This is a genomic window from Protaetiibacter mangrovi (assembly GCF_024752305.1).
Classification (GTDB): domain Bacteria; phylum Actinomycetota; class Actinomycetes; order Actinomycetales; family Microbacteriaceae; genus Homoserinibacter; species Homoserinibacter mangrovi.
In genome coordinates this window covers 262312-276493 of the sequence record NZ_JANTHX010000005.1, presented here as the reverse complement: position 1 = coordinate 276493, position 14182 = coordinate 262312, and the positions used below count along the sequence as shown (strand labels likewise).

14 protein-coding genes are annotated in these 14182 nt (G+C 73.4%); 9 read left to right on the top strand and 5 right to left on the bottom strand.

Going from position 1 to position 14182, the window contains the following annotated elements:
* Positions 1-2: 2 nt before the first annotated feature.
* Both NUH29_RS06225 and NUH29_RS06220 read left to right on the top strand, forming a co-directional pair.
* On the top strand, positions 3-443 hold the full coding sequence (locus tag NUH29_RS06225) for a GNAT family N-acetyltransferase (protein WP_258798163.1): 441 nt from the start codon (positions 3-5) through the stop codon (positions 441-443).
* Positions 443-694: a hypothetical protein gene (locus NUH29_RS06220; protein ID WP_258798161.1), complete on the top strand. Its 252-nt coding sequence runs from the start codon at positions 443-445 to the stop codon at positions 692-694. The genes NUH29_RS06225 and NUH29_RS06220 overlap by 1 nt, the downstream gene beginning before the upstream one ends.
* On the opposite strand, the gene NUH29_RS06215 is transcribed toward NUH29_RS06220, so the two are convergent.
* On the bottom strand, positions 691-1509 hold the full coding sequence (locus NUH29_RS06215) for a class I SAM-dependent methyltransferase (protein WP_258798160.1): 819 nt from the start codon (positions 1507-1509) through the stop codon (positions 691-693). The genes NUH29_RS06220 and NUH29_RS06215 overlap by 4 nt on opposite strands.
* A gap of 23 nt (positions 1510-1532) precedes the next feature.
* Between NUH29_RS06215 and NUH29_RS06210 the strand changes: the two genes are divergently transcribed.
* The 6 genes from NUH29_RS06210 (at position 1533) to NUH29_RS06185 (ending at position 8468) form a co-directional block, all read left to right on the top strand.
* The gene (locus NUH29_RS06210) at positions 1533-3551 is read left to right on the top strand and encodes a M3 family metallopeptidase (RefSeq protein ID WP_258798159.1); all 2019 of its coding nucleotides are present in this window, start codon (positions 1533-1535) and stop codon (positions 3549-3551) included.
* A gap of 110 nt (positions 3552-3661) precedes the next feature.
* Entirely contained in the window at positions 3662-4684 is a 1023-nt protein-coding gene (locus tag NUH29_RS06205) for an iron-siderophore ABC transporter substrate-binding protein (protein WP_258798158.1), read from the top strand.
* A complete protein-coding gene (locus NUH29_RS06200) occupies positions 4681-5727 on the top strand; it encodes a FecCD family ABC transporter permease (RefSeq protein WP_258798157.1) in 1047 nt (348 codons plus the stop codon). Before NUH29_RS06205 ends, NUH29_RS06200 begins: the two co-directional genes overlap by 4 nt.
* Complete coding sequence (locus NUH29_RS06195; RefSeq protein ID WP_258798156.1) at positions 5724-6761, top strand: FecCD family ABC transporter permease; 1038 nt, start codon at positions 5724-5726, stop codon at positions 6759-6761. Before NUH29_RS06200 ends, NUH29_RS06195 begins: the two co-directional genes overlap by 4 nt.
* Positions 6758-7558, top strand: a complete 801-nt coding sequence (locus NUH29_RS06190; protein ID WP_258798155.1) for an ABC transporter ATP-binding protein — start codon at positions 6758-6760, stop codon at positions 7556-7558. Before NUH29_RS06195 ends, NUH29_RS06190 begins: the two co-directional genes overlap by 4 nt.
* The gene (locus tag NUH29_RS06185; RefSeq protein WP_258798154.1) at positions 7548-8468 is read left to right on the top strand and encodes a siderophore-interacting protein; all 921 of its coding nucleotides are present in this window, start codon (positions 7548-7550) and stop codon (positions 8466-8468) included. Before NUH29_RS06190 ends, NUH29_RS06185 begins: the two co-directional genes overlap by 11 nt.
* On the opposite strand, the gene NUH29_RS06180 is transcribed toward NUH29_RS06185, so the two are convergent.
* Entirely contained in the window at positions 8428-9711 is a 1284-nt protein-coding gene (locus NUH29_RS06180; protein ID WP_258798153.1) for an MFS transporter, read from the bottom strand. The genes NUH29_RS06185 and NUH29_RS06180 overlap by 41 nt on opposite strands.
* A 90-nt stretch (positions 9712-9801) precedes the next feature.
* Here NUH29_RS06180 and NUH29_RS06175 point away from each other — a divergent pair, with 90 nt between their 5' ends.
* On the top strand, positions 9802-10263 hold the full coding sequence (locus NUH29_RS06175) for an aromatic ring-opening dioxygenase LigA (RefSeq protein ID WP_258798152.1): 462 nt from the start codon (positions 9802-9804) through the stop codon (positions 10261-10263).
* A gap of 6 nt (positions 10264-10269) precedes the next feature.
* Here the strand turns inward: NUH29_RS06175 and NUH29_RS06170 are convergent, their stop codons facing one another.
* The 3 genes from NUH29_RS06170 to clpX all read right to left on the bottom strand — a co-directional run bounded on the left by NUH29_RS06170 (position 10270) and on the right by clpX (position 14128).
* Positions 10270-11580, bottom strand: coding sequence for an MFS transporter (locus NUH29_RS06170; RefSeq protein ID WP_258798151.1), 1311 nt, complete (start codon positions 11578-11580; stop codon positions 10270-10272).
* A 9-nt stretch (positions 11581-11589) separates the two neighbouring features.
* The gene (locus tag NUH29_RS06165; protein ID WP_258798150.1) at positions 11590-12783 is read right to left on the bottom strand and encodes a benzoate/H(+) symporter BenE family transporter; all 1194 of its coding nucleotides are present in this window, start codon (positions 12781-12783) and stop codon (positions 11590-11592) included.
* A gap of 67 nt (positions 12784-12850) precedes the next feature.
* On the bottom strand, positions 12851-14128 hold the full coding sequence (gene clpX, locus NUH29_RS06160) for an ATP-dependent Clp protease ATP-binding subunit ClpX (RefSeq protein WP_258798149.1): 1278 nt from the start codon (positions 14126-14128) through the stop codon (positions 12851-12853).
* Between the last annotated feature and the right edge of the window lie 54 nt (positions 14129-14182).

The following is a 14182-nucleotide window of genomic DNA, read 5'->3' as shown; positions in this document are numbered from 1 at the left end:
GCGTGGACACCGTCGTGCGGCCCGTCGCCCCGGCGGATGCGGCGCGCTGGCGCACGCTGTTCGCCGACTACGGGGTCTTCTACGAGACCGCGTTCACCGACGAGGTGCTCGACCGGGTGTGGGAGCAGCTGCTCGCGGAGGGCTCCGGCATCGACGGGCTCGTCGCCGTGCGCGACGGCGCGATCGTCGGCATCGCGCACTACCGCTCGCATCCGGACACCTTCTCCGGCGGGCGCGACTGGTTCCTCGACGACCTGTTCGTCGACCCCGAGGTGCGCGGCACCGGTGCGGGGCGGGCGCTCATCGCGCACCTCGCGCAGCTCGCGGCGGGCACCGGCGGGTCGCTGCGCTGGATCACCGCCGACACCAACGCGACCGCGCAGGCGCTCTACGACAAGGTCGCCACCCGCACCCGCTGGGTCACCTACGAGATCCGCGGCTGATGCAGCTCGGAACGCGCTGGCCGGTGGGCGGGGAGGTGCCCCCTCGGGTGCCGGATGCGATGGTCGCCGCGATCCGCGAAGTCGAGGCGGAGCTCGCGGACGTCGACACCGCCGCCTGGCGCTGGACCCTCACCTGGCTCGAGGGGCGCCCCGTGGTCGAGCTCGACCCTTCGACAGGCTCAGGGCGGCGCGACGGCACCGTGCTGCGCCTCGCGCACGACGGCTCGGTGCACCGCGACCTGCTGGACTAGGCGCGGGCGATGATCTCGCCGTGTGGGAACACCATCCAGCCGTCCGGGTCCTCCGCCCAGTGGGCCCAGGCGTAGCTGATCGCCTCGAGGTCGGCACGCGACGCGAAGCCCTTGCCGAGCGCGTCGCCCGCGAACGCCGAGGCGAGCACGCGGTCACGCCACATGCCGCCCCACCAGGCGCGCTCGTCGTCGGTCGCGAAGCACCACACGGATGCCGTCGAGTCGACGGCCGCGAACCCCGCGGAACGCGCCCACGCCTTGAGGCGGCGCCCGGCATCCGGTTCGCCGCCGTTGCTGCGGTGCACCTGCTGGTAGAGACCGGCCCACGACGCGAGACCCGGCGTCGTCGGGTAGGTGACGACCCCGCCGTAGTCGCACTCCCGCACGCCGACGAAGCCGTCCGAGCCGACCACCCGGCGCCACTCGCGCAGGGCGTCCACGGGACGGGCGAGATGCTGCAGCACCTGGTGCGCGTGCACCACGTCGAACTCCCCGTCGGCGTAGGGCAGCGCGTAGGCGTCGGCCACGACGAACTCGACGTTCGTCACGCCGCGCTCGGCGGCATGCCGGCGCGCCTGCTCGACGACCTCGGCCGAGGCGTCGACGCCCACCACGCGCCCGGGCGCCACGAGCTCGGCGAGGTCGACCGTGATGGTGCCGGGGCCGGCGCCCACGTCGAGGATGCTCATGCCCGGCCGCAGGTGCGGCAGCAGGTAGGCGGCCGAGTTGAGCGCGGTGCGCCAGATGTGCGAGCGCAGCACGCTCTCGTGATGGCCGTGGGTGTAGTGCTCTTCGGGGAGGGGCTCGTCGGTCACGTGACCAACCCTAGGCTTGCCGGGTGACGAATCCGTTCCTCGCCGAGAGCGAGCTCCCCTACCAGCTGCCCGACTTCGCCGCCGTGCGCGACGAGCACTTCCTCGAGGCGTTCGAGGTGGGGATGACCGAGCAGCTGGCCGAGATCGCCGCGATCACCGCCGACCCCGCCCCGCCGACGTTCGAGAACACGCTCGCGCCGCTCGAGCGCTCGGGCGGGGTGCTCGACCGGGTCGCCACCGTGTTCTTCACGCTCGCCTCCTCCGACACGACGGACGCCATCCAGGCCCTCGAGGAGGAGCTCGCCCCGCGCCTCGCCGCCCACCACGACGCGATCGTGCTCGACGCGGCCCTCTTCGCCCGCATCGACGCGATCCACGCCGCCCGCGACGACCTCGACGACGAGCAGCGATACCTCGTCGAACGGCGGCACATCGAGATGGTGCTCGCCGGCGCCGCCCTCGACGACGCGGCGAAGGAACGGCTGCGCGCGCTCAACCAGCAGCTGTCGACCCTGACCACGCGCTTCGAGAAGAACCTGCTGAACGACACCAACGAGCTCGCCGTGCTCGTGACGGATGCCGCCGAGCTCACCGGTCTCACGGCGGGCGAGCTGTCGGCCGCCCGCGAGGCGGCCGCATCCCGAGATCTCGAGGGCTGGCTGGTGACCCTCGTGCTGCCCACCGGGCACCCGTGGCTGTCGTCGATCGAATCCGCCGCCACCCGCGCCCGCATCATGGAGGCCTCCCGCGCCCGCGCCACCCGCGGCGGGGAGTACGACAACCGGGAGCTCGTGCTCGAGCTCGTGCGCGCCCGCGCCGAGCGCGCACGGCTGCTCGGCTTCCGCGACCACGCGTCCGTGGTGACGGCCGACGAGACCGCGGGCTCGCCCGCCGCCGTCGCCGAGCTGCTGGGGCGCCTCGCCCCGGCCGCCGCCCGCAACGCGGCCGCCGAGCGCGAGGCGCTGTCGGCGACCTTCGGGGGCGAGGTCACCGCATCCGATTGGGCCTTCGCGGCGGATGCCGTGCGCCGCGAGCGCTACGATCTCGACACCGCAGCGCTGCGCCCCTGGTTCGAGGCCGAGCGCGTGCTGCAGGACGGCGTCTTCTTCGCCGCCGAGCGGCTGTACGGCCTGAGCTTCCGGGAGCGCCCGGATCTGCACGGCTGGAACGACGAGGTGCGGGTCTTCGAGGTGAGCGACGGGGACGGCCCGATCGGCCTCTACCTGCTCGACCTCTACACGCGCGACTCCAAGCGCGGCGGCGCCTGGATGAACTCGCTCGTCTCACGGAACGAGCTGCTCGGAGTGCCCGCCTCGGTGGTCACCAACAACCTCAACGTGCCGCGTCCCGCGGCCGGCGAGCCGACCCTGCTGACCCTCGACGAGGTCGAGACCTTCTTCCACGAGTTCGGGCACGCCCTGCACGGCCTGTTCGCGCACGCGGGCTACCCGAGCCTCGCCGGCACGAACGTGTTCCGCGACTTCGTGGAGTTCCCGAGCCAGGTCAACGAGATGTGGGCCATGTGGCCCGAGGTGCTCACGAACTACGCGCGGCACCACGAGACCGGCGAGCCCCTCGACGCGGGCGTCGCGCAGAGGCTGCGGGATGCGGAGCGGTTCGGGCAGGGCTTCGGCACGAGCGAGTACCTGCAGGCGGCGCTGCTCGATCAGGCGTGGCACACCCTCGACGTGGAGCAGGCGGCCGCGGTCACGGATGCCGCCGCCTTCGAGGCGGGGGCGCTCGCATCCGTCGGGCTCGCGGACGACGCGGTGCCCCCGCGCTACGCGACCACCTACTTCGCGCACGTGTTCGCGGGCGGCTACGACGCCGGGTACTACTCGTACATCTGGAGCGAGGTGCTCGACGCCGACACGGTCGAGTGGTTCCGCGAGAACGGGGGCCTGACCAGGGAGAACGGCGAGCGCTTCCGCCGCCGCCTGCTGCAGGCCGCCGGCACCCGCGACCCGCTCGCGGCGTTCCGCGACTTCCGCGGTCGCGACGCCGAACTCGGCCCGCTCCTCGCGCGCCGCGGTCTCGACTGACCGGATCCCCGTCGCCGAGTTGACAGCCGCGCGGCTGGTGAGATTAGGCTTACCTAACAACCACCCCCTAAGGTGAGCCTATCCTCATCATCCGTCCCGAAAGGATCCTCGTGCGCGCTCTCCGCACCGTCCCGATCGTCGCGGCCGCAGCACTCCTGCTGTCGGCCTGCGCCGGAACCACCACCCCCGACACGGCCACGGAGGCCTCCGGCGACGGCGCCTTCCCGGTGACGATCTCCCACGCATTCGGCGAGACCACCATCACCGAGAAGCCGGAACGGGTGGCGACGGTCTCGTGGTCGAACCAGGAGGTGCCGCTCGCGCTCGGCGTCGTCCCCGTCGGGATGGCGAAGGTGACCTGGGGCGACGACGACGGCGACGGGGTGCTCCCCTGGGTCGAGGACCGTCTGACCGAGCTCGACGCGGAGACCCCCGTGCTGTTCGACGAGACCGACGGCATCGACTACGAGGCCGTCGCCGACACGCAGCCCGACGTGATCCTCGCCGCCTACTCGGGGCTCACCCAGGAGGACTACGACACGCTCTCCAAGATCGCCCCCGTCGTCGCCTACCCCGAGGTCGCCTGGGGCACCTCGCTCGAGGACATGATCCGACTCGACTCGGCGGCTCTCGGGCTCGCGAGCGAAGGCGACGCCCTCATCGAGCAGCTGCACGGCGAGATCGACGACGCCCTGCAGGCCCACGCGGAGCTCGAGGGCAAGAAGGTGCTCTTCTCCTACATCGACCCGAGCGACTTCAGCCAGATCGGGTTCTACACGAGCCTCGACACCCGTCCGGGCTTCCTCGAGAGCCTCGGATTGCCGGTGCCGACGGTCGTCGCCGAGGAGTCCGCGGGCAGCGAGCTCTTCTACACGACGGTGAGCGCCGAGCAGGCGGATCGCTTCTCGGACGTCGACGTGTTCGTCACCTACGGCGACGCCTCGGGCGCGATCGTCGCCCAGCTGCAGGCCGACCCGCTGCTGTCGAAGATCCCGGCGATTGCGGCCGGCCGCATCGCGATCCTCGAGAACGACACCCCGCTCGCCGCGTCGGCCAACCCCTCGCCGCTCTCGATCGGCTGGGGCATCGACGACTACTTCGCGCTGCTGGCCGCGGCCGCGCAGGCCGGGTGACGCCGAGCGCGCCCGCCACCACCGCGCCGGGCGCCGCGTCACTGCGGCGTCCGGCGGGGGTCCGCCTCGCCTGGCTGCTCGCGGGGGTGGTGGCGCTCCTGCTCGCGACCGTCGCCTCGCTCGCCTTCGGCACCCGCCCGGTCACGATCGAGGAGGTGCTCGCCGCACTCGCCGGCGACACCTCGTCGATCGGCACCGCCGCCGTCGCCTCGCGCGTCCCGCGCACCCTGCTCGCCCTGCTCGTCGGGGCGGCGCTCGCGCTGTCCGGCACCGCACTGCAGGCCGTCACCCGGAACCCGCTGGCCGACCCGGGCATCCTCGGGCTGTCGACGGGCGCCTCCCTCGCCGTCGTGACCGGCATCGCGTTCTTCGGTCTGAGCGACCCGGTCGCCACGGTCGTGGTGGCCGTGCTCGGCTCGGCGGCGGCCGGGGTGTTCGTCTACGCCATCGGCTCGCTCGGGCCCGGCGGCGCGTCCCCGCTCAAACTCGCCCTCGCCGGCGCGGCCACCACGGCCGCCCTCGGTTCGCTCGTGAGCGCGGTGCTGCTGCCGCGCGTCGAGGTCATGACCACCTTCCGCTTCTGGCAGATCGGCGGGGTCGGCGGCGCCACCTGGGACCGCATCCTGCTGGTGGCCCCCGCCCTGGCCCTCGGCGCCCTCGTCGTGCTCGCGACGGCCCGGGGGATGAACTCGCTCGCCCTCGGCGACGACGTCGCGGCCGGGCTCGGCGAACGCGTGGCGCGCACGCGGCTCGTCGCCGCGGCCGGCGCCTTCGTGCTCTGCGGTGCGGCCACCGCGATCGCGGGGCCCATCGGATTCGTCGGGCTCGTCGTGCCGCACCTGTGCCGCCTGCTGGTGGGCACCGACCACCGCTGGTTGCTGCCCGCCACCGCGATCGTCGGCGCGGGGCTGCTCGTCGCCGCGGACGTCGTGGGCCGACTCGTGGCGCGCCCCGAGGAGGTGGAGGTGGGCATCATCACCGCCCTCATCGGCGCCCCCGTCTTCATCGCGCTCGCCCGCCGGCGGAAGGTGCGCGAACTGTGACGACCGCCCCCACCGCAGAGCGCCTCCAGGTCGCGCGTCGTCGACGCGTGCGCCGCCGGGGCACCCGGATCGCCGCGCTCTTCGCGCTGCTCGTGGCCCTGTTCGCCACGAGCCTCATGGTCGGCAACACCCTCTACGGGCCCGACGAGGTGCTGCGGGTACTGTTCGGCGGGCAGGTGCCGGGCGCCTCGTTCACGGTCGGGGAGCTGCGACTGCCGCGCGCGTGCCTCGCCGTGCTCGCCGGGGCGGCGTTCGGCATCGCGGGGTCGACCTTCCAGACGATGCTGCGCAATCCGCTCGCCTCGCCCGACATCATCGGCATCACCTGGGGCGCGAGCGCCGCGGCGGTCGTGTCGATCGTGGTGCTCGGGCTCGGCCAGGACGCCGTCTCGCTCGCCGCGCTCGCGGGCGCGCTGCTCACCGCCCTCGCGGTGTACCTGCTCGCGTACCGACGCGGCTTCTCGGGCGCCCGCCTGGTGCTCATCGGCATCGGGGTCGCGGCGATGCTGCAGAGCGTCGTCGCCTGGGTGCTGTCGCGCGCATCCGAGTGGGACCTGCCCGCCGCCATGCAGTGGCTCGCGGGCAGCCTCAACGGCGCGAGCTGGGAGCGGGTGGGCCCCCTGGCGCTCGCGGTGCTCGCGATCGGCCCCCTCGTACTCGCCCTCGGCCGCGACCTCGGCACCCTGCGGCTCGGCGACGACGCGGCAGCCGCGCTCGGGGTGCGGGTGCCCGCGGTGCGGCTCGTGCTCATCCTCGGTGCCGTGACCCTGCTGGCCGCCGCCACCGCGGCCGCGGGACCCGTCGCGTTCGTGGCCTTCATGGCGGGTCCGATCGCGACCCGCCTCGTCGGACCGAGCGGATCGCCCCTGCTCCCCGCGGCCCTCGTCGGCGCACTGCTCGTGCTCGGCGGCGACCTTCTCGGCCAGTTCGCCTTCGACAGCCGCTACCCGGTCGGCGTCGTCACCGGAGCGCTCGGCGCACCGTTCCTGATCTACCTGCTCGCCCGGAGCACCCGCCACGGAGGCCTCACATGACCCGCGACCACCTGCTCGAGGCCCGCCACGTGACACTCGCCTACGGCGACCGCACCGTCGTCGAAGACCTCGACCTCGACGTCGCGCCCGGGCGCATCACCGCGATCGTCGGGCCCAACGGATGCGGCAAATCGACCCTGCTGCGCGCCCTCGCCCGGCTGCTCGCGCCGACGGGCGGACAGGTGCTGCTCGACGGCGAGCCGTTGGCCTCGCGCCCCACGAAGCAGGTCGCGCGCGTGCTCGGCCTGCTGCCGCAGAGCCCCGTCGCGCCGGAGGGCATCACGGTCGCCGACCTCGTCGGGCGCGGCCGGCATCCGCACCAGCGACTGCTGGCCCGCTGGAACGAGCACGACTACGCGGCGGTGGCCGCCGCGCTCGAGGCGACCGAGATCGCCGACCTCGCCGAGCGGAGCGTCGACGAGCTCTCGGGCGGGCAGCGCCAACGGGTGTGGATCGCGATGGCGCTCGCCCAGCAGACCGACATCCTGCTGCTCGACGAGCCCACGACCTTCCTCGACATCGCGCACCAGATCGAGGTGCTGGACCTGCTCGCCGAGCTCGGGCGCGAGCGCGGCACGACGATCGTCATGGTGCTGCACGATCTGGGCCTCGCCGCGCGCTACGCCGACGAGCTCGTCGCCATGCGCGACGGGCGCATCGTCGCGAGCGGCGCCCCCGGCGACATCCTGACCCCCGAGCTCGTCGAGGAGGTGTTCGGCATCCGGAGCCTCGTGATGCCGGACCCCGTCGCGGGCCGACCGCTCATCATCCCGATCGGACGACACCATGCCCGCTGACACGCTCACCCGCCCCGCCACGGAGCCCTGGACCTTCGCACGCGTCGAGGTCGTCGGCGTGGAGGAGCTCACGCCGACCTTCCGCCGCATCGTGCTCGCCCGACGCGACGGGGGCCGGCTGGCCGACCCCGGCTTCGACCAGCGGATCAAGGTGGTGCCACCCAGCCCGCAGGGCATCGACGCGATGCCCACCGACCCCGACTGGTACGCGAGCTGGCGCCGGATGCCGGAGCACGAGCGCCCGCCGTTCCGCACCTACACGATCCGCGGGTTCGCAGGCGACGACCTGCTCGTCGACTTCGCCCTGCACGGACCAGACGGGCCCGCGGGGCGCTGGGCGATGGCGGCCTCCCTCGGCGACGAGCTGCTCGTGCTGGGGCCGCACGCCGAGCATCCCGGCCCGCACGGCGGCGTCGACTTCGTGCCCCCCGCGCGCACGGAGCACCACCTGCTCGCGGGCGACGAGACCGCGGCGCCCGCGATCGCCCGCATCCTCGAGCAGCTGCCGAGGCGGGCGCGCGGCACGGTCGTCGTCGAGCTGCCCGAGGCCGACGACGCCGCCTACCTGCCCGCGCACCCCGGATTCGAGGTGCACGCCCTCGCGCGCGGCGAGCGCCCGCGGGGCGAGGCGCTCGTCGCCCGCGTCGCCGCCGTCGCGGCCGCGCACCTCGAGGCGCACCCCGGCGCCGAACCGGAGGAGGTCGACATCGAGGACGGCCTGCTGTGGGAGGTCCCCCGCAGCGCCCGCGGGGGCGCCGCCCTCGCGAGCGCCCCGCTCTACGCCTGGCTCGCCGGGGAGGCCGGGTCGATCACGTCGATCCGCCGCCACCTGGTGCGCGAGCTCGGCATCGACCGGCGCGCCGTCGCGTTCATGGGGTACTGGCGTCAGGGACGGGCCGAGAACTCCTAGCCGCCCGGAAGGCGATCGCCGCGACGCCGAACGCGGCCGCGAGGAACATGACGGCCAGGATCACCCACCCGAGGAACCCCAGCGTGAGCGCGGTCGCGGTGATGACGACCGGTCCCACCATCGACGCCACGCCGAAGGCCATCCCGGCCATCCCCTGGTAGGCGCCGGGTCGCCGCGGATCGGCGAGCTCGAAGCTCAGCCCCCACGCGCCCGCCTGCGACAGCACCTCGGAGACGGCATGCAGCACCGCGGCGGCGGCGAGCAGCAGCACCGCGGCGAGCAGCGACGCACCGCCCGCGGCGCCGTAGAGCAGGCAGCCGAACGCCATGAGCACGCCCGCGATCGCCGTGACGGTGCCCGCGCGCCGGAAGTCGTGGGTGCCGCGCGAGAGCGGCACCTGCAGGGCGATCACGAGCACCGTGTTGACGACGAAGAGCACCGACACGACCCAGGTGGGCGCGACCGTGTCGTGGGCGACCCAGAGCGGGATGCCCATGTTGAGCAGCACGAACTGGATGGCGAACACGGCCGCGAGGATGCTGAACAGCAGGTAGCGCGGATCGCGCCACGGGCTGCGCCCGCGCTCGGCGGGCGGCTCGCCCTCGCCCGGCGCCACCGGCCGAGGTGCGTCGACCCGCGCCGGCAGGCGCAGCAGCAGCACGGCGCTCGCCGCGTAGGCGACGCCGCCCACGACGAGGATCACCCGGTAGGCCTCGTCGGATCCGAGGGCGAGCGCGACCGCGCCGACGCCCGTGCCCGCGGTGATCCCGATGTTCGTCACGGTGCGCAGCACCGCGCGCGAGCTCACCCGCGCCTCCGCCGTGAACGCCCGCGCGATGATCGCCGACCGCACGGTGCCGTTCGTGCCGAGCGCGATCGAGATGACGATCTCGGCGACGATCGCCTGCCACAGCTCGGTCACGAGCGCGTAGGAGGCGAGCGCGAGTCCGGCGATCACGACACCGCCGACGAGCATCGCGCGCGCGGAGACGCTGTCGGCCAGATGACCGCCGAGGTAGGAGGCGACGAGCCCCACCGCCGACCCCACCACGAACACGAGGGCGACCTGCTCCGCGGGCAGTCGCGCCACGAGCGAGAGGTAGAGCACCACGAGCGTGAGCGAGATCCCCCGCCCGACCGTGCTGATGAGGGTGGCAAGGGTGAGCGCGCGCAGCACCGGGTCGGAGAAGGTCTCCCGGATGCGGATGCGGAGGGGCGGACGGGTGCGGGTGGTGCTGCTCACATCCCATTACCTCATGGGCCGATGGTCCTACTCGCACCGGCGCACCCCTGGCTACCGTGACTGTCATCGACCCCAGGAGAGGAACCCACGATGTCCGACCAGACCGCATCCGCTCTGCCCGCGCGCCACGTGGGCTTCATCCGCCTGACCGGCCTCGCCGGGATCGTCGGCGGCATCCTGCTGATCGCCGCGGCGATCGCCGCCTGGGTCGCCGTGTCGACCCAGCTGCGCGCCGAGGACATCGTGATCCCCGACGACGCCGCCGCGTTCCAGGGCAAGGTGGTCGACGGACCCGTCGACGCGTACATCCAGGCCGACATCATCGCCCACCACGCTCTCGAGGCGAGCGACGGCAAGACCTACGCCGAGCTCGACCGCGACGACCCGGTGCGCGCGACCGTGATGAACGCGTCCTTCCTGCGGGCCTCGCTCTTCACCTCGGTGGTGTCGTTCGGCGTCGCCCTGCTCGCGGCGGGCGTCGGCGCGCTCATGCTGCTGTTCGGCCTCGCGTTGCGGTGGCTCGTGCCGGCGCCGAGCCGCACCGCAGCGTAGGGCCCGTCACGCCGTCGCGAGTGCGGCTCGGCGACCGATCCAGAGGATGCCGAGCGACGACGCGAGGAAGATCCCGCCGAGCAGGATCCACCCCGGCAGGCCGAACTGCAGGGCCGTGATCGCGATGACCGGCGGCCCGACCGCCGACACCACCCCCCAGCCCATGCCGACGAGCCCCTGGTAGGCGCCCGCCGACTCCGGATCGGCGAGCTCGAACGACAGACCCCACCCGGCCGCCTGGCTGAGCACCTCGGCGAGGGCGTGGGCGAGCGCACCGAGCACGAGCACGAGGATCGCGAGCCACACCGGCGCGCCGGCGGCGAGCGCGTAGACCACGCAGGCGGCGGCCATCAGCACCCCGGCGACCGCGAACACCCGGCCCGCGCGCCGCACGTCGTCGGTGCCCTTCGACAACGGCACGGTCAGCGAGGTGACGACGACCGTGTTGAGGATGATGAGCACCGACACCACGACGATCGGCGCCTCGGTGGCGTGCGCGATCCAGAGCGGCATCGCGTAGTCGAGCACGCTGAACTGGATCGCGAAGATCGAGCTGAGCAGCACGAAGGCGAGGTACCGCGCGTCGCGCCAGGGGCTGCGCCCCCGCACCGGCGCGACCGCCTCCTCCTCCGCGGTGCGGACGCCCCCCGCATCGACCCGCGGCGGGAGGCGCAGCAGCGGGAGCGCCCCGACGAACGACAGCAGCGCGGCCACGACGAGGGCGATGCGGTACGCCTCGGGGGTCGACAGCAGGATCGGGATCGCGGCCGCCGCCGAGCCGAGGGCGATGCCGACGTTGGTGACGGTGCGCATCACCGCCCGCGCGCGGACACGGCCCGGGCCCTCGAAGCCGCGCGCGATGATCGCCGACGACGCCGCATGACCCATCGAGCCGGCGAAGAACGACACGCTGCCCACCACGATCGCGGGCAGCACGCCGTCGACCCAGACGTACCCGATCAGCACGAGGCTGCCGACGAGCTGACCGGCGACGGTGATGCGGCGCGCGCTCACCCGGTCGGACAGCCATCCGCCGAGGTACGAGGCCGCCATGCCCGCGACGGCGGAGACCGCCACGGCGAGCGCGATCTGCTCGGGGGTCAGGCGGGCGATGAGGGTGAGGTACAGCACGAGGGCGGTGAGGAACACGCCGCGACCGAGGGTCGCGAGCGCCGTCGAGAGCACCAGGGGGCCGAGCACCGGATCGTCGCGGCCGAGGAGCTCGGCCAGACGCACCCGGATGCCGGCGCGGGCCTGGGCGGCCGCGCTCTCGCCCGCCTCGGCCTCCGCCTCGGCGAAGGGGGGTTCCTCGCTCACCCCGGCAGCCTACGGTCGGCCACCGACCGCGCCCGCGCCACGGGGGCGCCGCACCAGCCAGAGCATCGCGATGCCCCCGACGACCAGCCCCCAGAACGCCGAGCCGATGCCCGCGATCGTCACCCCGGACGCCACCACGAGGAAGGTGACGACGGCGACGATCCGCGTCGAGGCCTCCTCGAGCGCTCCCGTGGCCGCGCCGGCGAAGGCGCCGAACAGGGCGAGCCCGGCGACCGCCGTGATCAGGATGGGCGGCGTCACCGCCACGAGCACCGTCGCCGCGCCCGCGCCGAGCCCGATCACGAGGTAGGCGACCCCGCCCGTCACGCTCGCGATCCAGCGCCGATCGCGATCCGGATGCGCATCCGGACCCGCCATGAGCGCGGCGGTGATCGCGGCCAGGTTGAGCGTGAAGCCGCCGAACACCGAGCCCACCGCCGTGGCGGCGCCCGTGCCGACCAGGATCGCGCGGGCCGGAGGGTGCGGATAGCCGAAGGTGGTCAGCACGGCGAACCCCGGCACGTTCTGGCCCGCCATCGTGACGACGTAGAGCGGCAGCCCGAGGCTCACGAGCACGAGCGGATCGAAGCTCGGCCAGGTGAGGGTGACGGTCGGCCACAGCGACGCCGTGGTCAGGTCGGCCCCCTCTCCCGACACCACGACGGCGACGATCGTCGCGAACACGGCGCCCGGCACCGCCCAGCGCGGCGCCAGCCGGGCCAGCAGCAGCCACACGATCACGACGGGCAGCGCCAGCGCCGGCAGCTGCACCGCCGCGAAGACGGGGGCGAGGCAGATCGGGAAGAGGATGCCGGCGAGCATCGCGCTCGCGATCGGACGCGGGATGCGGGTCATCGCCCGCGCGAGGGCCGGCCAGAGCCCCGTGACGACCAGCAGCACGCCGCACAACAGGAACGCCCCGACGGCCGCGCGGTAGTCGCCCGTCGTCGCCTGCGCCGCGACGAGCAGCGCGGCCCCCGGGGTCGACCACGCGAAGGCGAGCGGCATCCGGTACCGCAGCCCCAGGCCGATCGCGAGCACCCCCTGCAGCAGGCAGAGCGCGAGCAGACCGGATGCGGCGTCGGCCGGGGTCGCGCCGACCGCCTGGAGCCCCGCGACGACGAGCGCGAACGAGCTCGCGAATCCGGTGACGGCGCCGACGAGACCGGCGCCGATCGGCTGGGCCAGGTCGGAGACGCGCACGGCATCCGAGCCTAGGGTGCCGCGGGCCGCGCGACCGCGGGCCGCAGGGCGACGGGTGGCGTGCCCGCTACGCCGACTTCTCGGCGCGACGCGCCGGACGCGGCACGATCGTCGGGGCCGCGTTGTCGATGACCGCCTCCCGCGTCACCACGACACGGGCCACCTCGTCGCTCGAGGGCACCTCGAACATGATCGGCCCGAGCACCTCCTCGAGGATCGCGCGCAGGCCGCGGGCGCCGGTCTGGCGCAGCACGGCGAGGTCGGCGATCGCCTCCAGGGCGCCCTGGTCGAACTCCAGCTCGACGCCGTCGAGCTCGAACATGCGCTGGTACTGCTTGACGAGCGCGTTCTTCGGCTCGGTCAGGATGTCCATGAGGGCCGACTGGTCGAGCGGCGACACGGTCGTCACGACGGGCAGGCGGCCGATGAACTCGGGGATCAGACCGAACTTGTGCAGGTCTTCCGGGAGCACCTCGCTGAAGAGCTCGGCCTCGTCGCGCTTGCTGTGCAGCGGGGCGCCGAATCCGATGCCGCGGCGGCCGACGCGCGCCGAGATGATCTCCTCGAGGCCCGCGAAGGCGCCGGCCACGATGAACAGCACGTTCGTCGTGTCGATCTGGATGAACTCCTGGTGCGGGTGCTTGCGGCCGCCCTGCGGCGGCACCGAGGCGACCGTGCCCTCGAGGATCTTGAGCAGGGCCTGCTGCACGCCTTCGCCCGAGACGTCGCGCGTGATCGACGGGTTCTCGGCCTTGCGGGCGATCTTGTCGACCTCGTCGATGTAGATGATGCCGGTCTCGGCCCGCTTCACGTCGTAGTCGGCGGACTGGATGAGCTTCAGCAGGATGTTCTCGACGTCTTCGCCGACGTAGCCCGCCTCGGTGAGCGCCGTGGCATCCGCGACCGCGAACGGCACGTTGAGCCGCTTCGCGAGCGTCTGGGCGAGGTAGGTCTTGCCGCACCCCGTGGGACCGATGAGCAGGATGTTCGACTTGGCGATCTCGACGTCGTCGCGCTTCGTGTCGGCCGGCGCGAGCGTCTGGTGCGCCCGGATGCGCTTGTAGTGGTTGTAGACGGCGACCGACAGCGCGCGCTTGGCGGGCTCCTGGCCGATCACGTACTCCTCGAGGAAGGAGAAGATCTCCTTCGGCTTCGGGAGGTCGAACTCGCTCGCGACCTCTTCGCCCGCCTCGGCGAGACGCTCCTCGATGATCTCGTTGCAGAGCTCGACGCACTCGTCGCAGATGTACACGCCGGGACCGGCGATGAGCTGCTGGACCTGCTTCTGGCTCTTGCCGCAGAACGAGCACTTCAGCAGGTCGGCGCTCTCCCCGATGCGTGCCATGCCGTTCTCCCTCCGAAGCGGTACCAGGAGCCTAACCCGTCCCGGCGACCGAGG